At 34.3% G+C, this 18,655-nt stretch carries 18 protein-coding genes and 1 tRNA gene; 6 read left to right on the plus strand and 13 right to left on the minus strand.

The annotated features are described in order from the left end of the window. Window positions 1-18: 18 nt before the first annotated feature. Window positions 19-615, plus strand: a complete 597-nt coding sequence (locus PUH65_RS07135; RefSeq protein WP_305519185.1) for a MarC family protein — start codon at window positions 19-21, stop codon at window positions 613-615. Between the two features lie 11 nt (window positions 616-626). Continuing rightward, a complete protein-coding gene (locus tag PUH65_RS07140) occupies window positions 627-821 on the plus strand; it encodes a hypothetical protein (RefSeq protein ID WP_305519187.1) in 195 nt (64 codons plus the stop codon). A 139-nt stretch (window positions 822-960) separates the two neighbouring features. Here the strand turns inward: PUH65_RS07140 and PUH65_RS07145 are convergent, their stop codons facing one another. From PUH65_RS07145 to PUH65_RS07170, 6 genes are all read right to left on the minus strand, one after another. Next, window positions 961-2,013: a diphosphomevalonate/mevalonate 3,5-bisphosphate decarboxylase family protein gene (locus PUH65_RS07145; RefSeq protein ID WP_305519189.1), complete on the minus strand. Its 1,053-nt coding sequence runs from the start codon at window positions 2,011-2,013 to the stop codon at window positions 961-963. A gap of 50 nt (window positions 2,014-2,063) precedes the next feature. Next, the gene (locus tag PUH65_RS07150) at window positions 2,064-3,827 is read right to left on the minus strand and encodes a long-chain fatty acid--CoA ligase (RefSeq protein ID WP_305519191.1); all 1,764 of its coding nucleotides are present in this window, start codon (window positions 3,825-3,827) and stop codon (window positions 2,064-2,066) included. Between the two features lie 2 nt (window positions 3,828-3,829). Continuing rightward, window positions 3,830-4,834: an NAD-dependent epimerase/dehydratase family protein gene (locus PUH65_RS07155; RefSeq protein ID WP_305519193.1), complete on the minus strand. Its 1,005-nt coding sequence runs from the start codon at window positions 4,832-4,834 to the stop codon at window positions 3,830-3,832. 71 nt (window positions 4,835-4,905) lie between these two features. After that, window positions 4,906-5,691 carry an alpha/beta fold hydrolase gene (locus tag PUH65_RS07160; RefSeq protein WP_305519195.1) on the minus strand — a complete coding sequence of 262 codons (786 nt, stop codon included), beginning with the start codon at window positions 5,689-5,691 and terminating at the stop codon, window positions 4,906-4,908. Between the two features lie 94 nt (window positions 5,692-5,785). Then, window positions 5,786-6,505, minus strand: a complete 720-nt coding sequence (locus tag PUH65_RS07165; protein WP_305519196.1) for a pyridoxine 5'-phosphate synthase — start codon at window positions 6,503-6,505, stop codon at window positions 5,786-5,788. A 4-nt stretch (window positions 6,506-6,509) separates the two neighbouring features. After that, window positions 6,510-7,769: a mechanosensitive ion channel family protein gene (locus tag PUH65_RS07170; protein WP_305519197.1), complete on the minus strand. Its 1,260-nt coding sequence runs from the start codon at window positions 7,767-7,769 to the stop codon at window positions 6,510-6,512. Between the two features lie 69 nt (window positions 7,770-7,838). Between PUH65_RS07170 and PUH65_RS07175 the strand changes: the two genes are divergently transcribed. Next, window positions 7,839-8,324, plus strand: coding sequence for a DUF456 domain-containing protein (locus PUH65_RS07175; RefSeq protein ID WP_305519198.1), 486 nt, complete (start codon window positions 7,839-7,841; stop codon window positions 8,322-8,324). Between the two features lie 11 nt (window positions 8,325-8,335). Further along, window positions 8,336-8,854 (plus strand): hypothetical protein, encoded by a 519-nt coding sequence (locus tag PUH65_RS07180; RefSeq protein ID WP_305519199.1) that lies wholly within the window; start codon window positions 8,336-8,338, stop codon window positions 8,852-8,854. On the opposite strand, the gene PUH65_RS07185 is transcribed toward PUH65_RS07180, so the two are convergent. Together PUH65_RS07185 and PUH65_RS07190 are read right to left on the minus strand one after the other, a co-directional pair. Next, window positions 8,841-9,482 (minus strand): uracil-DNA glycosylase, encoded by a 642-nt coding sequence (locus tag PUH65_RS07185; RefSeq protein WP_305519200.1) that lies wholly within the window; start codon window positions 9,480-9,482, stop codon window positions 8,841-8,843. The two genes, PUH65_RS07180 and PUH65_RS07185, sit on opposite strands and share 14 nt — an antisense overlap. Before the next feature lie 17 nt (window positions 9,483-9,499). Next, window positions 9,500-10,006, minus strand: a complete 507-nt coding sequence (locus tag PUH65_RS07190) for a GNAT family N-acetyltransferase (RefSeq protein WP_305519201.1) — start codon at window positions 10,004-10,006, stop codon at window positions 9,500-9,502. Window positions 10,007-10,199: 193 nt separating this feature from the next. Between PUH65_RS07190 and PUH65_RS07195 the strand changes: the two genes are divergently transcribed. After that, entirely contained in the window at window positions 10,200-12,350 is a 2,151-nt protein-coding gene (locus PUH65_RS07195; protein WP_305519202.1) for a DNA mismatch repair protein MutS, read from the plus strand. Between the two features lie 106 nt (window positions 12,351-12,456). Here PUH65_RS07195 and PUH65_RS07200 read toward each other — a convergent pair whose 3' ends face one another. The 5 genes from PUH65_RS07200 to PUH65_RS07220 form a co-directional block, all read right to left on the minus strand. Beyond that, a complete protein-coding gene (locus PUH65_RS07200) occupies window positions 12,457-13,047 on the minus strand; it encodes an HD family hydrolase (protein ID WP_305519203.1) in 591 nt (196 codons plus the stop codon). A gap of 125 nt (window positions 13,048-13,172) precedes the next feature. Then, complete coding sequence (locus PUH65_RS07205; RefSeq protein ID WP_305519204.1) at window positions 13,173-13,745, minus strand: DUF421 domain-containing protein; 573 nt, start codon at window positions 13,743-13,745, stop codon at window positions 13,173-13,175. Window positions 13,746-14,099: 354 nt separating this feature from the next. Next, window positions 14,100-14,172 (minus strand) — tRNA-Phe (locus PUH65_RS07210). 85 nt (window positions 14,173-14,257) lie between these two features. After that, complete coding sequence (locus PUH65_RS07215) at window positions 14,258-16,096, minus strand: lysophospholipid acyltransferase family protein (RefSeq protein ID WP_305519205.1); 1,839 nt, start codon at window positions 16,094-16,096, stop codon at window positions 14,258-14,260. A gap of 6 nt (window positions 16,097-16,102) precedes the next feature. Continuing rightward, entirely contained in the window at window positions 16,103-17,341 is a 1,239-nt protein-coding gene (locus PUH65_RS07220; RefSeq protein WP_305519206.1) for an aspartate kinase, read from the minus strand. Between the two features lie 265 nt (window positions 17,342-17,606). On the opposite strand from PUH65_RS07220, the gene fbp reads away from it, so the two are divergent. Then, a complete protein-coding gene (gene fbp / locus PUH65_RS07225) occupies window positions 17,607-18,623 on the plus strand; it encodes a class 1 fructose-bisphosphatase (protein ID WP_305519207.1) in 1,017 nt (338 codons plus the stop codon). Window positions 18,624-18,655 lie beyond the last annotated feature (32 nt).

The raw sequence follows: 18,655 nt of genomic DNA on the forward strand, positions 1-18,655 counted from the left end.
AATTAATAAACACAAATAATGTTTGAATTTTTCTCTTTAAAAGAAACCCTAACCTCCTCGATGATTCTCTTCGCTGTAATCGATATTATCGGTTCAGTACCAATTATCGTTGGGTTAAAAAAGAAGTTTGGTAAAATAGAAGCCGAACGTGCTGCAATTGTTGCGGGAATTTTGATGATCGCATTTCTTTTTATTGGAAATAAAATTCTTAAACTAATCGGTGTTGACGTGAATTCATTTGCGATTGCCGGGGCATTTGTAATTTTTGTGATTGCTTTAGAAATGATTTTAGGCATTGAAATTCAGAAGAATACAGAATCTAAATCAGCTTCAATCGTGCCGATTGCATTTCCACTGATTGCGGGTGCGGGAACCTTGACTACTACTCTTTCTTTACGTGCCGAATATCATGATATAAATATTATTGCGGGAATTATCATCAACACAATTTTCGTATATTTGGTGCTGAAATCAGCGAACTGGTTAGAACAAAAATTAGGAGATGGAACATTACAGGTTCTTCAGAAAGTTTTTGGAATTATCCTTCTTGCCATTTCAATCAAGTTGTTTACAGCTAATTTCGCTCAACTTTTTTCAACGTATGTTAAATTTTAATTATCAAAAAAATGCAACGCTTCTATAAAATATTCTTAGTACTTTTCATCGTATTTATTGCCATTAACCTTTATGTTATAGAATGGGATTTAGGATTTTGGGATGAAGAAAATTCCAAATTCATTTTTTCTATGTCAGCAGGAATTTTAGGAATTATCGTTGTTTTGGTGATGCATACCATGAGTAGACTTTCGGTTAAAAAATAAGTGCATCTTAAGAATTGAAATAAAAAATTCTTAAAATAGCAAAACCTCAAAAGTCATCTTTAAAGAAGAAGTAACCCAAAGTGGAAAAACCTTTTTTTTAATTTTCTATTGAAGATTTATCCGACTAAATTGGCGTCTCTTAAAACCTCATCACATCTTTTACAATACCATTATTCTGGGTATGTTGTACTAATTCTTTGATAATGAACTCCTGAATTTTAGATTCATCTTTATCGCTGGGGAAAAGTAAATGAACATTTGCTCCGGCATCTAAAGTAAAGAATAAAGGAAGATTGGTTTCTTTTCTGAAGTCCCAGATCTTGTTGATGACGGCCAAAGTTCCGGTTTTCATTAAAATGAATGCAGGTTCGCTCATCATCATCATTGCGTGAAGTGTTAATGCTTCATGTTCAACCAATCGAATAAAAGCAGTCATATCACCATTTTTCAAGATGTCTTTCAAAAGTGCAAAGTTCTCATGCGCTTCCTGAAATCTTCTTTCTGCGTAAGGATTGGTATTCATAAGACCGTGACCAACAGTAGAACTTACTGATTTCTCACCTTCATGAATCAGTAAAACCCAATCATTAAAATTTCGGAAAACATTATGAACATCCTCATTCGGATACCGCACTGCAAATAAATCTGAACTTCCAGTAACTTTTTTAGTTTCCCCCCAAACAACCATTCCGTCATACAGACTCCTGCACGCACTTCCGCTTCCTAAACGGGCTAAAAAACTGGCTTTCTTTAAAGAAAAATCCGCATCAATTTGTCCGGAAAATATTCGATCTAAATCCATGAGACATTTTGCAATGGCTCCAAAACCAGATGCTGAACTCGCAATACCCGAACTGTGAGGAAAAGTGTTTTCAGTTTTAATAATATACTTCCCTTTTAAAATCCAAGGCAAATATTTTTCAATATTTCTAAAGTATTTCTCGATTTTTTCAGCAAATTTCAACTCTTCTTTTCCAGCTAAAAAAGTCTGTACAGAAAATTCCTCATCGGCAATAAATTCCATTTCCGTATTGGTTTTACACAGATTCAAAGTATAACTAATGCTGGGATTCGCTGGAATCTGATTCTCATATTTTCCCCAATATTTAATCAAGGCAATATTCGACGGACAAGATTCTGTAACTTTCTGATTAGAGATATCGAAGTTTTTATTTTCCGAAAATTCGTTCATATTCTATTTTCTAATTTACTTTAACAAAGACTATTTTTTTTAAATGTATTTTAAGAATTGTACATTTTATCTACTACTTCAGCATATTTCTGCAAAACTACATTTCGCTTCACTTTCAAAGTTGGAGTAATTTCGCCACTTCCTATTTCAAATTCTGCCGGCATTAAAGTAAATTTTTTCACCTTTTCCAAACCGGAAAGTCCTTTCTGAATTTCATCCATTTTTTCCCGATAAAATTCTTTAATGCTTTCCAAATTTACAATATCCGACCAGTTGGTAAAAGGAATATCCATCTTTGAAACCAATTCCTGTAACGCCTCAAAGTTTGGAATTATCAACGCTGTAACATAGGGTTTCCCTTCTGCCACAATCATTGCCTGATTAATGTAATTATTATTTGAAAGAAGATTTTCTATGGGTTGCGGCGTAATATATTTACCATTGGAAGTTTTCATTAAATCTTTGATTCGATCGGTAATAAATAAATTTCCAGCCTCGTCAAATTTTCCGGCATCTCCTGTTCTAAACCAACCATCTTCGGTGAAAACTTCGGCAGTTTCTACAGGTTTTTTATAATATCCTTTCATAATAGAGCTTCCTTTGGCGAGAATCTCGTCATTTTCACCAATTTTAATTTGAGTATCGCCTAAAGGAATTCCCGCTGAACCGTGTTTAAAATTGTGAAATGGAAAACAAGTTAAAGTCGCCGTAGTTTCCGTTAAGCCATAACCAACGGTAATATGAATGCCTAATGCTTCAAAAAACTGGGTCACCTCAGCCGATACAGAAGCGCCACCACAAGGCATAAACCAAAGTTTGCCGCCCATCTTTCGCTTGATCTTATTAAAGACCATCATGCCCGCAATTTTATTTTTCAGGTTTAATGTAAATGGAATTTCTTTATTCAGTCTCCTCAATTCTGCAACTTCACTTCCTGTTTTGATCGCCCAATCAAAAATTTTCTTTTTTGAGTTCGAACTGTTACGAGCCATTTCATTAACTCCAGCGTAAATTTTCTGATAAAACCTTGGCACAGCACACATTACCGTAGGTTTAACTTCGGCTAAAGCGCTAGCGATGAGTTTTGTGTTTTCTAAGAAGTAAACTTTTGCGCCACCATAAAGCGCAAGTAAAGTCCAGGATCTTTCGAAGATATGGCTTAAAGGTAAAAATGCCAGTGAAGTTTCCTGCTCGAAGTTTTTAAATTTAAAAAACTCGAAATGGGCTTCCACAGATTTATGGAAATTCCCGTGGGCGATCATAACTCCCTTTGGAACACCAGTGGTGCCCGAAGTATAAATAATGGTTGCTAAATCGTTATCTTCTTTCGGAACAATATCAAAAGTTTCTGCTGCATCTTTAATAAAATCCTCCAGATATTGGCTGTGTTCTTTTTTGATCCAAATCGATTTTTTAGCAACGATAATTTGTGTTAAAACCTGATTCTTTTTTAGAATATTGAAAGCTGCGTCGTACTGTTCTTGATTTCCGACCAGTATCATTTTACATTCAGATTCATTTAAAATATATTCTGATTGCTCTTCATTATTCGTTGAATAAATCGGAACAGTTACCGCACCTAAAGACAAAATGGCCAAATCGGTAATGATCCATTCTGCCGAATTATCAGAATAAATCGCTACTTTATCATCTTCAGAAATTCCGGCTTCGCGAAGTGCATTGGCAGTTTTAAAAACCAAACGGCGAAAATCTGACCAGTTGATTTCTGTCCACTTTTCCTTTTTCTTAAAACCAATTGCAGGTTTCATGGGAAATTTTGCAGTATTTATATTTAAAAATTCAGCAACGTTCATAATTATTTTTTATCAGAGATATAATTTTTTAAATGGAAATCGAGGCTTTCAAAAACAGAAATAAATTGAAAATCGAGTTTTTTCTTAATTTTTTGATTAGAAACCATGTTACGTGAAGTTACGGTTTCTAAATTGACTTTATTCATTATTTTGAGTTTTGGAATCAGCCAACCCAAAAGTATATTTGAAGCGTAACCCAATTTCAAAAAGGCTTTCGAAAGAACCTTTGCTCTCGATTTTCCGAGTTTTTGACGAACGAAATTAGCAACATCCAGTGTTTTTTTATTTTCAGAAATGATGATATATCGTTCTCCAAAAACATTTTTCTCCATTAATGAAATTGCGATTTTCGAAACATCCCGTACGTCTACATACGCCGTACTTCCGCTCATTGCGTAAGGATATTTGTCGAAAGCATCAAACATTTCACCGCTGCTCGATTGCCAGTTTCCACTACCGATAATTACTCCGGGATTAATGATGACGGTATTGAGACCTTCCGCAGAAGCACGCCAAACTTCCATTTCTGAAAAATGTTTGGATTTCGAATACGAGGAATGTGCTACTTTGGGATTATAGTTAGAATCTTCATCTACTTCAAAATTTTCATTAACGCCATCTAAAACTGCCGTTGAACTCACAAAACAAAATTTCTTTACTGAAGAGTTTTCACAAGCAAAAAGAAGTTGACGTGTTCCATCAATATTCGTTCGATACATTGTTAGCCTATCACTCGTATGAAAACTCACTTTCCCAGCACAGTGATAAACTTCTTTAACTTGATCCAAAGCATTTTGAAGGGAATCGATATCTTCAAAATCCACATCAATCCATTCAATTTTATTAAAAAACACTTCTGGTTGATCAGTATAAAACCGAAAAGATTCCCGAACCTCATCTAAGTTACTGGAAGGTCGTTTGGTTGCACGCACCGATTTCCCTCGTTTCAGTAATTCTAAAACGATGACTCTGCCGAGAATTCCGGTTGCGCCTGTGACTAATACCATAATTTACCGGGGAAATTTGAAGACATGAAATTGGAAACTTTGAGTGTTGCACTAATTAAAATAAACATATATTAAACTCTGTGTTCAGAAAGGAACTCTTTCACCACTTCATTGAAGTCGGTAGGATTTTCTGCTTGCACCCAATGTCCGGCATTTTTGATGGTAACGACTGAAGAATTAGGAAATTGCTGTTTGATCTGAAACTCATCCTGAGGCAAAATATAATTTGATTTGGCACCAGAGACAAATAAAGTTTCTCCTGAGAATACTCCGAATTTAATTGCATTTGAAACAAATTGTGAATATTTTTCTGAAAGGGTTTTTAAGTTAAAACGCCAATTCAGTTTTTTATCATCAGTCCAATAAAGGTTTTTTGCCAAAAACTGAATGACGGATTTCTCGGGAATATATTGATGTAGAATCTCTTCAACTTCTTGTCGGGAAGTTACTTTTTCGAAATCAACACTTTCTAACGCCTTTATAATCCCCTGATGATGCGGCGGATACGCTTTTGGAGCAATATCAACTACGATTAATTTTTCTACTTTAATCGGATATTTAATAGCAAATTGCATCACAGCTTTTCCACCTAATGAATGACCCAACAAATTGATTTTCTGCAAATTGTGAAATTCCATATAATGCAAAATATCGTGTGCTAAATCATCATGTGACATTTCTGGTGAATGAAAACTTTTTCCGTGATTTCTTAAATCAATCAAATGAACCGGAAGAAACTCGCCCATTTCTTTACCAAAACTTCCCCAGTTATCGAGCATTCCGAATAATCCATGGAATACCAAAAGTGGCGTTCCTGATTTGTCTTCTCCGTAAATTTTTGAGTGTAGAATTTCCATCAATAATAATTAAAGTTCAAAATTAACATAAATTTCGGCTAAAGCCTATAAATATTAAATACAGAAAAACGGGCTAAAGCCCGCTCCTATTATTTTACCATTTTGCCAAACGTTTCAGATACGCTTGCACCGTATTTTCAAGTCCCATATATAATGCCTCAGAAATTAAAGCGTGACCAATAGAAACTTCTAAAAGGTTTGGAATCTGATCTGCAAAATATTTCAAATTTTCTAAACTTAAATCATGTCCGGCATTAACCCCTAGTCCATATTTCTCTGCTTCTAAAGCGGTTTCGATGTAAGGTTTAATCGCTTCTTCTTTATTTTTCGAATAATTAGTTGCGTAGGCTTCGGTGTACAATTCAATTCTATCAGCACCGGTTTCTTTGGCATATTTTACCATTTCTGGATTTGGATCCAAGAAAATAGAAGTTCGAATTCCGGCATTTTTAAATTCAGCAATTACCAATTTTAAAAACTCCAAATTATATTCACAATCCCAACCAGCGTTAGATGTAATTGCGTCTTCACCATCTGGGACCAGCGTCACTTGCTCGGGTTTCACTTCTAAAACCATATCGATAAAAGCACGATGTGGATTTCCTTCAATATTAAATTCGGTGTGAACCAAAGGTTTTAAATCATAAACATCTTTTCTGGTAATATGTCTTTGATCAGGTCTTGGATGAATGGTAATTCCCTGCGCACCAAATTCCTGCAACTTAATCGCCGCTTCGGTTACACTTGGTATTTCGCCACCTCTTGCATTTCTGATGGTTGCAATTTTATTAATATTTACACTAAGTTTTGTCATTGTATTATATTTTATTAAACTGCATAATTTCTAAATCAAATTCTTTGGACGCTACCAAAAGATGATCAAAAATATCTGCCATAATCACTTCATAATTGGCCCACGCAGAATCGTTGGTGAAGCAGTAAATTTCTAAAGGCATGCCCTGTGGCGTGTTTTCCAGTTGTCTCACGATCAAAGTTCCACTCTGATCGATATGCTCACTTGCTTTAAGATAATTATAAGTATATTTTCTAAAAACACCAATATTCGTTAATTGTCGTCCATTAATTACGAGTTCTGAATTTTCAATGGTCAATCTTTCTTTAATAATTTCGTCTTTCTTTTTTTGAAGATAATCTGTTATCAAATTAATTTTAGACAAACGATCTACTTCTTCTAAATTTAAAAATTTAAAGGAATTAATATTAAAGACAATTGATTTTTTAATCCGTCGGGTATTACTTTCCGACATTACCTGAAGGTTTTTTATTTCAGTAGTCAAGAAATCGTACGTTGGAATGGTAGAGATTGTTTTATCAAAATTCTGAATTTTCGTGGTCAACAGATTTAAATCGATGATCGTTCCTTCTAAGTTATATTTCGGAATTCCAATCCAGTCACCGACTTTCAAGTTTTTTGAAGTAGCCACGTGAATTCCGGTAACAAAACCCAAAATCGTATCCCGAAAAACCAAAACGATAACTGCAGTAATTGCTCCTAAACTTCCCACAATGGCAGAACCACTAATTCCAAAAATCACACAAATCGCCACTACTGAAGTAATGAAGATTCCAAAAATTTTCAAGGTTTGAGAAACTGCATTTAATGCGATAATCTTGTAATAATCTTGTTTAATTACAAAATAACTTCTGATTGCGGTTAAACCACGGAACAGCATTTTCGCAACTACGATGACCAATAATAAAGCAATTAAGCGTTCCAAAAAATCATAACTTTTCGGATGACGATAGAAAAAAGATTCCAAAGAAAAACTCCCGACAAACAGCGCCATTAAATGGGAAATAGAGTTGGTTATTTTTGCAGCATAAACTGACTTTAAAATAGGATATTTCTCTCGGTCAAAAAATAATCTAAAAACCGTATTGATCAACAACCTAAAAAGAAAATCTACAACATAGATAATCCCAATAAAAAATATAAACTTAAATAAAATCTGAAGGAGTAAAACCCAACCGTCTGGAAAATTTTGCCGAACGAAAACGTGAATATAATCGCTTATATTCTGCAGGAAATCTTTAGTATCATTGATATCTTTATTCATCTCAGCAAAAATAAGAATTCTGTTTGTCTTTAGCAGATTAATAAGTACATTTAACAAAATTTAGTTGGTATGGACACTACTTTAATTCAAATCGTTAGTATAATATTATTGGTTGTCGGTATTTTAGGAACTTTCCTCCCTATTTTACCTGGCTTATTATTAAGTTTAGCAGGCTTACTTATTTATAAATTCGGAACAGATGCGCCTTTATCAATGGTATTCATTTGGATTTTTGTAGGCCTAACTATTTTGTCTACCATTTTAAATTATGTCATTCCAGCCAGAACCAATCGCAAATATGGCGGAACGCGCTGGGGAAGTGTCGGATCAGTTGTTGGAACATTGGTAGGATTATTTCTTATTCCAGTTCCTTTTGGATTTCTAATAGGAATGTTTCTAGGCGTTTTCATTGGTGAATTATTGCACGACGCGTCCGACAAAAAGAAAGCTTGGAATTCTACTAAAGGTGCTCTTATAGGATTTCTCTATGGCACAGGATTTAATTTCATAGTCGGGTTGGCAATGTTTTTGGTAGTTTTAATCGATATGTTTTAAAAAATAAAATCATGATTTACAGACTGCTAATAAGTGCAATGACTATTTTTTCTTTGGCAAACTGTCAAAATCAAAATACAGCAAACTCCGCAAATTCAAACGAAAATACAACGGGGGAAACAACTCCAACTTCTCCTCAAAAAGAAATTATCTATTTAAAAGAGGGTCAAAACTTATATTTAAAGGAATATAAAATGAATGTCACTTTCAAAAAAATGATTGAAGACAGCCGTTGCCCAAAAGACGTGCAATGTGTCTGGGCAGGAAATGCCACGGCAGAAGTAGAGTTCATGGGAGTTTCTACCAGACCGATGGTTTTACAGTTCAGTACCATGAACGACGCAAACAGAGGATACTTTACCAAACAGAACTTCAACGGCTACACGATTTCATTGGTTGAAGTAAGTCCAGAAACAACTTCTGGAAAAGGATTTAAAGATCTTCAGGGAAGTTATAAAATTGGTCTTCGATTTGAAAAAGCAACTGAAGAAAATCCTTCAACACAACGCGGCGGAGTTACCACGAAATAGTTTCTTTATTTTTTGATTTTAAATAATCATTAATCTGAGAAAAAGGTCTGCTTCCGTAAAATCCACGATAAACAGAAAACGGCGATGGATGTGCCGATTTAATTATAAAATGTTTTGTCTCGTCAATCAGCGAGACTTTTTTTTGTGCAAAAGCTCCCCATAAAACAAAGACTACATTTTCTTTTTTATCTGAAATTTCTTTAATAATGAAATCGGTGAATTTCTCCCATCCTAAATCTTTATGAGAATTTGGTGAATGTGCTTTCACAGTTAAGGTTGCGTTTAAAAGTAAAACACCTTGCTCTGCCCAATCATCCAACTCTTTTCGGGATCTTTCGATTCCTAAATCATCTTTTAATTCCTTAAAAATATTTTTTAAAGAAGGAGGCGATTTTACTTTTTCAGAAACAGAAAAACACAATCCATTTGCCTGATCATCGTTATGATAAGGATCCTGACCAATAATCACCACTTTTACATTTTCAAAAGGCGTTAAATCCAACGCACGAAAAATCTGTCCTTTTGGTGGAAAACATTTTTCGGTAGAATATTCCTCTTCTACTTTTTGCCAAAGGTTTTTGAAGTATTCTGTGTTTTTTATCGGCGAAAGAATTTCAGTGCAAGTCATCGTAATGGTTTGATTATTTAAATAGTGTTTAATTCAAAAATAAGATTTTCCGGATACTTTTCGTCACGGCGATTTTCATTTAAAGCAAACTTTGATTTCTGAAGTAATTTTATGGAATTCAAATTATTTTTATGGGTGAAAGCTTCTATCTTTTTTAAATTTAAAACTTTAAAACCATAAGTTAAAATACAGTTTACCGCTTCCGACATGATTCCTTTTCCGTGATATTCTGGAAGTAATTCGTAACCTAATTCAGCAACAGTTCGATCTTCTGAAAAATTCCAAAGGCAAATTGTTCCTAATAATTTTGGATGATGTTGAAGAGCAATTCCTAAAAAGACGATTTCATTATTCGCTGATTTTCTTTTGATATTTAAAATAAACTCTAACGCTTCAAAAGAATGTTTCGGTGGATTACGGTGAAGGAATTGATTAATTTCAACGTTACTTCTAATGTTCAAAATCTCACTGGCATCGTATTCTGTGATTGTTCTTAAAATTAATCGTTCCGTAGAAAACTTCATCTTTCAAAGATAGAAATTTGATTCTTTTCACGCAAAGACGCAAAGATTTACGCAAAGATGCAGAGCGAATAATTTTAAAGCAGCAGATCTACTTTGAACTAAAAAAATATAAAAATCATATTCCAACTGCCACATTCTCAAATAACTCCTACTCAAATTATCTCATTCTCAAATTAACTCACTAAATTTGCGCGTGCATATACAAAAAGAAGATTTAAACGAACTTGAGTTTCCCGAATTATTAGCGGAGATTTCCCCTTTTGCCTTTTCGAAAAAAACCGCAGATCGAATTGCAGCAATTCGTCCATTTGATATTGATGAAGCCGAACTTTCCTTAAAGAAAGTCGCTGAATATGTATCGAGTTTTGAAAGTGATAACGCAATTCCATTTAGTGAATTTGAAGATATTGACGAGGAGTTAAAACTCATGTTGATTGAAAATTTCAGATTAGACAATGCGTCTTTCCTCAAAATAAAAAGTTTGACGGAGCAAATCGCGAGACTTCAAAAATTTTATCCAGTTCATGAACATTTATTTATTCATCTGAATAACGATGTTAAAGATTTAGAATATCGAAAAGAAATCGTTGACAAAATCGACAAAGTATTCAACCGTTTTGGAGAAGTAAAAAGTGATTCTTCACCCATTCTGAAAGCATTAAGACATGATATTTCTCACGCGAGAAAAGCGATTCAGGAGAATTTTAACCGAGCCTTAACTGCTCTTACCAATACTGATTATTTAGATGATATTCGAGAAAGTATTGTTGATGATCAAAGGGTTTTGGCCGTAAAATCGGGATATAAAAAGCGTGTTCCAGGAAGGGTTTTAGGACTTTCAAAAACAGGTTCCATTACTTACATTCAACCGGAATCTGTTGTAAAACATCAGTTTAAATTAAGAGAAGATATTGAAGAGGAAAAGAAAGAAGTTGATAAAATTCTTCGAAAACTCACCTTTGAAATCTCCGAATTTCAACCTCAATTGTATTCTTATCAAAAGTATATTTTTGATTTAGATATCACGAGAGCAAAAGCAAAATTCGCAGAAAAGATTGGTGGTATTTTACCTAAAATCAATCGCCATAGAACATTGCGACTATTTAATGCTTTTCATCCTTTGTTGCTGATTAGAAATCAAGTAAAGAAGAAAAAGATATTTCCACAAACTTTAACATTAACTGAACAGAATCGGATTCTCTGTATTTCCGGACCAAATGCGGGTGGAAAATCAATTACTTTAAAAACAGTTGGATTACTGCAATTGATGATTCAGAGTGGGATTTTGGTTCCTGTTCATCCGAAATCTGAAATGTTTTTCTTTGAAAAATTAATGACCGATATCGGTGACAATCAATCGATTGAAAATCATCTTTCGACCTATTCTTCCCGATTGAAGAAAATGTCAAAAATTATTCGGGAAGCCGATTCAAAAACATTATTGCTCATCGATGAATTCGGAACGGGTTCTGATCCGGAATTGGGTGGGGCTCTCGCCGAAAGTTTCCTGGAGTTTTTCTACGATAAAAAAAGTTTTTCGATTATAACGACGCATTACACCAACATTAAATTAGTCATTGAGCAACTTCCGCATGCAACAAATGCTGCGATGCTTTTTGATGAAAATTCGCTTGAACCGCTTTATAAATTGGAAGTAGGGCAAGCCGGAAGTTCATTTACTTTTGAAGTTGCGGAGAAAAATAAAATTCCAAAATTCATTATTGAATCTGCGAAAAAGAAAGTCGAACACGATATCATTAACCTCGATAAAACGATTGTAAAATTACAGCAGGAAAAATTTGAAGTTGAAAAATTGAAAACAGATTTAACAGAAAAAAGAGATTCCACTCAAAATAAAAAGGAGAATCTGGAAAAACTGAATGATCAACTGGAGCAAAAACTCTTTAATTTTCAAAAACTCTACGAAGACGAACACCGCAAATTACAGTTTGGGAATAAGATTGAAGCCTTCATCGATTCTTATGTGAAAGGGAAATCGAGGAAATTAGTGGTTGCTGATTTCGTGAAAATTCTGGAGCAGGAAAAATTCCGAAAACTAGGTTCTGATAAAGATGAAACCAAACGATTACAAGTTGTAAAACGCAAGATAACGCAGCAATTAAAGAAAGTTGATGTTCAGGAAAAGATTGTAGAAACCAATGAAAAACTGGAAGACAAACGTCAAAAAGAACGCGCCGTTTGGATGAAAATTGGACAACGTGTTAGAATTCCTGGATCGACAAGTGTCGGAACGATTGAAAAAATTGAGAAGAATGGAAAAGTTTCTGTGAATTATGGAACGTTTAAAACCCAGATTAGCGGTGATGAACTGGAGCGGATTTAAGGAAACTTTAAATGATGGATTTTAGATTTTAAATTTCAGAAAACTTAAAAAAAACAATGCGAGATTTATTGATAATCTCGCATTTTTTATTTCTATTATAAAAGCTTTATTCAACCAACTTTCCTTCATCCAAAGCTTTCTTCAACAAAACATCAAACGCTTCACCCATTTCATCGGACGCTCTTTTTACGGCTTTACCCACTATATTTTCGACTTGGTTTACATTGACATCGGCTTCTGTCCAACTTTTAGCAGAACCGTACACATTTAATAAAAATGGTATAATGCGATCCACTGCGCAAGCAAAAATTGCGTCGGGCGTTTCTTCGGCTTCGAACTCAATCCAAAGATTTAGAAATTCGGAACTTAAAGGTTCATCTAAAATACCGAAAGTCTTTTTTGCTGCAGCTAATTCTCGTTCATATTTACCGGTCATTGCGCTTTCATCAAAAATAAAAGTATCTCCTGCTTCTATTTCTACTACATCGTGAATAGAAAGCATCCTAATCACTCTTAAAAGATCGATCTTATCTTTCTGTTTTGCATAAGGCAAAAGGATCTGGGCAAAAACCACAATTTGCCAACTGTGTTCTGCCGTATTTTCTCTGCGCGAATCATCGAGGTTAAAGTTTCTTCGGTTCACACTCTTCAATGCATCTAAAGCGAGAATGAATTGTATTTCTTTTTCTAAAATCATGTGGCAAATTTCGTAAAAAAAGAGGAGAAGTAAATTTCATAATGAAGAAGTAGCAAAGATCTTTTAGAAATTACTTGTTCATTAATATTACTTGATAAATGAATCTTGTGAACAGAAATTTATTTTTAATCATTTTTCTGCAAAACTTCAATATGTTCGGGTAAGATTGAATTTTTCAAATTAGGATTTTCAAATTTATAAACGCTTAAAACGCCAGACTGCTCGTAATAGGCATGTTCAACTTCTGATAAAAATTTTATTCCTTGCTGTCTTAAAAGCATATAAACTTCATTTTCATCAATATCGTCTTCGGTAAAATTGTGTTTTAAAAGTTGACCGTTTTCTACCAGTTTCATTACTTTTGGATCCGTTACTTTTCTAACAGATTCATATTTAATTCCAACATAAACATATAATTTCTGAAAGGCCGCAATTAAAGTAATTACCGTAATCGGAATTGAAAGCGGAATATCTGGATAAAACATGGCATCACCCACGGCACTTCCCATGGCTACGATTAATAAAACATCGGCACTACCCAAACCACCGACGACACGTTTACCAATCCATCGAATCATAAAAATGGTATACCCCATAATAATGATGACACGTAAGACGATTTCGAAATAAATGGTAAGGGTAAAATCACCAAAGAGCATTTTCCAGAAATCAAAGGTATATTCACTGGCTTCAATCATGGCATTAAAATTTAGGTTAGTAATTGTGCTAAAAAATAATATCATCAAATATTAAGCAAAAAGATCATTGGTTTATAAACTTAATTCGTTTTTTCTTCGTCAAAGATGATTTGCAAGAGTTGAACAATCCACTTGAACTAGAAAATAAATCATAAATGAAAAATTACAAGTCTTAAATTGGACTAAACTTAAAATTAATAAACTCTACAGAAACTTTAAAATAAACATCAAATTAATCTTGCAGATTACTAAATTTTCAAATCAATGTGGGAGTATTGTGGGAATTTTCTGTACAAAAAGAACATAAAAAAAGCGCTTAGTTTTGAAACTAAACGCTTTACCTTTTTTAAAAAGTGGTCTCTCCAGGAATCGAACCAGGGACACATGGATTTTCAATCCATTGCTCTACCAACTGAGCTAAGAGACCTTTCGTTAATTGAGTGGTGCAAAAGTAACAACTTTATCCTTATGATACAAATGAAATCCAAATTTTTTCTTAAAAAAAACCAATACTATTGATTATCAACCTCATTATTTTCTTCCCGGCGAATTTGTTCACTCATTTCTTCCAAAACTGGCTTGATGGTACTTTCTGGTAATTCGCTAATTCGGATATACATTAATCCATCAATCGCATCATTAAAACTGGGATCTACATTGAATGAGATTACTTTCGCATTCTGCTTAATATACTTCTTAATAAGCACTGGCAAACGCATTTCTGGTTCTAAATCGTCGATAATCTTATCGAGCTTATTCAAATCAGATTCAACTTCATCGAAAAATAAATTTTTATCGCGTTCTTTTAACTTCACTTTAAACTCATGTTTCGGGTGAATGTACTGCGCAACAGCGGAATCGTAGTAATGAGAACGCATAAACTCAATCATCAGGGATTTTGAAAATTCTGAAAATTTATCTGAAATACTAACACCTCCCATCAAGAATTTATGTTCCGGATTCCGTAAACAAACATGCACAATCCCACGCCACAAAAGGAAAAGAGGCAAAGGTTTCTGTTGATATTCGGAAGAAATATAAGCTCTACCCATTTCGATTACTTTCCGGAAAAACGGTCGGAGTTCTGGATCAAATTCAAAAAGTGAACTGGTATAAAACCCTTCTATTCCGTATTTTTTCATCACTTCACACCCCAAAGCCATGCGATATGCTCCAACTAATTTCTTGGTTTGATTATCCCAAAGAAATAAATGATGGTAATGCTCATCGTATTCATCGAGGTCAAAAGGCAGATTGCTCCCTTCTCCAATCTTTCTAAAGGTAAGTTCCCGCTGTCGCCCAATCTCTCGCATGATGGACGGAATTTCGTTATACGTCGCAAAAAAGACTTCGTAATTTCCATTACGAAAAAGCATTTTATCTGATTTGTAAAGAGTGTTTATTTCACTGATCAAATCTTCCTGCGGCGTTTCATCGATGATATTTTGAACCACATTTTCCTCTTTAAGCAAAGGGAAATTAAGCCGTAGATTAGGTATATTTAATCGATCGGCCAACGATTTTCTTTTTTCGTAATAAGATTTTAATAAATGAATTTTCTTTTGTAGAAACTCGCCCATTTCTTCTACAGAATCGTGATCTTCCAGTACTTTAACAGAGACCGGTTTCCCCAGTCTTACACGTATTGGCTTTTCTCTCTTATGCATCATTTCAGCAGGAAGCAAGAGCGTTTGCAAATCGGGATGAAGTTTCGCGACCTGATAAAAAAATCGGCTATTCTTAGCATGGAAATACATTGGAACTACCGGAACTTTTGCTATTTTGATTAACTTTAAAGCTGGCCTTTCCCATTTCTTATCCTTGATTTCACTAAATTCATTATTTCGGTTAGAAACTTCGCCTGCAGGAAAAATTCCGACACAACCGCCATTCTCTAAATGTTTTAAAGTTTCGCGCATGCCAGAAGAACTATTTTTAAGTTCTTTTCTACCTTCAAAAGGGTTCACCGAAATCACATACGGTTTCATCGGTTCTATTTTCTCTAATAAAAAATTTCCCATGATTTTAAAATCCGGACGAATCTCAGACAAAATTTTAGTCATTAAAATTCCATCAATGGCACCAAGCGGATGATTAGAAACTAATATAAATGGGCCTGTTTTCGGGATTCTTTCCAAGTCTTCTTCAAACACCACATATTTCAAATGGCGTTCGCGCACAAAAGAATCAAAGAAATCTTTGCCTTTTTTGTCTTTTAGAATATCATATAATTTATTGACTTCATCAATTTTGGTCAAACGCATAATCGCCGACGCTGTTGGATTCTTTAGAAAACCAAGTTTGCTTAAACCCGATGCTTTTATTAAATCACTTTTAGAAATAAGACTCATTGGCAATTAATTAGTTACGACTTGTATCGTTTTTTGAGCAATCTGCTCCAGCAGTATATTTTTGTTTAAATAAAATTTATTTAACTGCTCTAAATTAGCATTTCTTATGGTATAAAGAGATACATTTTTTATAATCTCTGTATTAAACTGTTGTTGAAGTTCTTGCTCAAGTTCTGTAATTCTTCCGTACATATCTTCTAAACAAAGATCCAGGGAAATCGCAGAATTCTGCATCAATGAAATTTTGATTTTATATTTGGCTAAACTGGAAAATATTTGACTTAAATGCTCTTCTGCTATAAAAGAAAAATCCCGTGTCGCAATGCGCATTAAATGCTGATTTTCTTTTAATATAAAGGATTCTTTTTGACTTCTTTCTTCACGTGCACCTATTTTAGTTCCTGTGTTCTTGGGTTCTAAAAATGATTTTACATAAAAAGGGATATTCTTTTGTTTGAGTGGCTGCAAGGTTTTCGGGTGAATTACCGACGCTCCGTAATACGCCATTTCAATCGCATCTTCATAGGAGATATGGTCGAGAAGAGAGACATTTTCGAATTTTCGGGGATCGCCTGTCATTACACCAGGAACATCTTTCCAAATGGTCATGGCTTCAGCATTTAGACAATAGGCGAAAATTGCAGCAGAATAATCAGACCCTTCTCTACCTAAAGTTACTGTAAAGTTATTATCATCAGAACCTATAAATCCTTGAGTAACATAACAGTCGTGCTGATTCAACGCTGACATATTCTGTTCGGTCTCTTCCCAATTAATATTCCCTTCTCGGTAATTGCTGTCGGTTTTTATATAATCCCGGGAATCACACCAAACATTTTTAAAGTTAATATCATTTAAATATTCACTCAAAATTTTAGAGGAAATCAGTTCTCCACAACTTACGACCTGATCATAAACGAAATTATAGTTCGGTGATTTATTTCTTCTTAAGAATGATTCGATATCACTGAAAAAGAGAGAAATCTCTGCAAAAACCGCGTGATTTTCAGCAAACAAATCTTGGGAGATTTCCAGATGCTTTAACTTAACCTTTTCAATTTCAGATTGGTAATCAAGTTTTGCAAAATAGTTTTCCACCACTTTTTCTAAAGCATTGGTAGTTTTCCCCATAGCAGAAACCACGAGCAGACAACTCTCAAAACCCTGTGTTTCTAAAACCAGGGCTACATTTTTCACACTTTGTGCATCCTTAACCGAGGCACCTCCAAACTTAAAAACCTTCATCTAAATTACTCAACATCAATACTCTATTTCGATCAGAATTCATCTCTGTGAAAAATACCAACCGTCAAAATTATTAATTCTATGCGAATAAAAAAAACTTGCATTCAGATTATAGTTCTGAAAAGAACCCTACTCGATTCTGATTAACAGAAAATTAATCAATATTTAAATAAAGAATCGTTTATTTGTGCTATTTGTTGATAACAAAATGCTGTTAAATTGAAAGAATTTTCCGAAATTTGTAACAACCCGAAAAAGTAAAATAATGCAAGAACAGTCGTTCCAAACTCTTGGTGAATTCATCATCGACAAACAAGAAGATTTCATGTATTCCACTGGTGAACTCTCTCGTTTATTAAGTGCAATTCGTTTGGCTTCAAAAATGGTTAACCGCCAAGTTAACAAAGCGGGCATCGCCAATATTATCGGAAAAGCCGGTAATGAAAACATTCAAGGTGAAGAACAACAAAAACTGGATGTTCTGGCAAATGAAATTTTCATCGAAGCTTTATCTCAAAGAGAAGTCGTTTGCGGAATCGCTTCGGAAGAAAGCGACGATTTTATCGAAATTAAGGCAAGTTCTAATGCGCATTTGAGCAAATATGTTGTTTTAATTGATCCGTTAGACGGCTCTTCAAACATTGATGTAAACGTTTCTGTAGGAACAATTTTCTCGATTTACAGAAGAGTTTCTGAACCTGGAACTCCAGTAGTTTTGGAAGATTTTTTACAAAAAGGAGTGAATCAAATTGCAGCGGGATACGTGGTTTATGGTTCATCAACCATGATTGTATTTACGACAGGAAATGGAGTAAATGGTTTTACACTCGATCCGAGTTTAGGAACCTACTACCTTTCTCACCCAAACATGCAATTTTCTCGCACTGGAAAAATCTACTCCATCAATGAAGGAAACTATATTAAATTTCCCCAAGGCGTAAAAAATTACATCAAATATTGTCAGTTAGAAGAAAGTGACCGACCTTACACTTCCCGATACATCGGAAGTTTGGTTTCTGACTTTCATAGAAATATGATTAAAGGTGGTATCTATATTTACCCTTCAACTGCCCAATCACCCAACGGAAAACTTCGACTTTTATACGAATGTAATCCAATGGCCTTTTTAGCCGAACAAGCAGGTGGAAAATGCACCAACGGTTTCCAAAGAATTATGGAAATTGAACCTACAGAATTACACCAAAGAGTACCATTCTTCTGCGGAAGTTATGATATGGTTGAAAAAGCGGAAGAGTTCATGAGAGAAGCCGCTGCAAAATAAAATTAAAAATAAACAAAATTCGGTCAGAGCAT

It is taken from the genome of Kaistella sp. SH40-3, from assembly GCF_030686865.1.
Lineage (GTDB): Bacteria > Bacteroidota > Bacteroidia > Flavobacteriales > Weeksellaceae > Kaistella.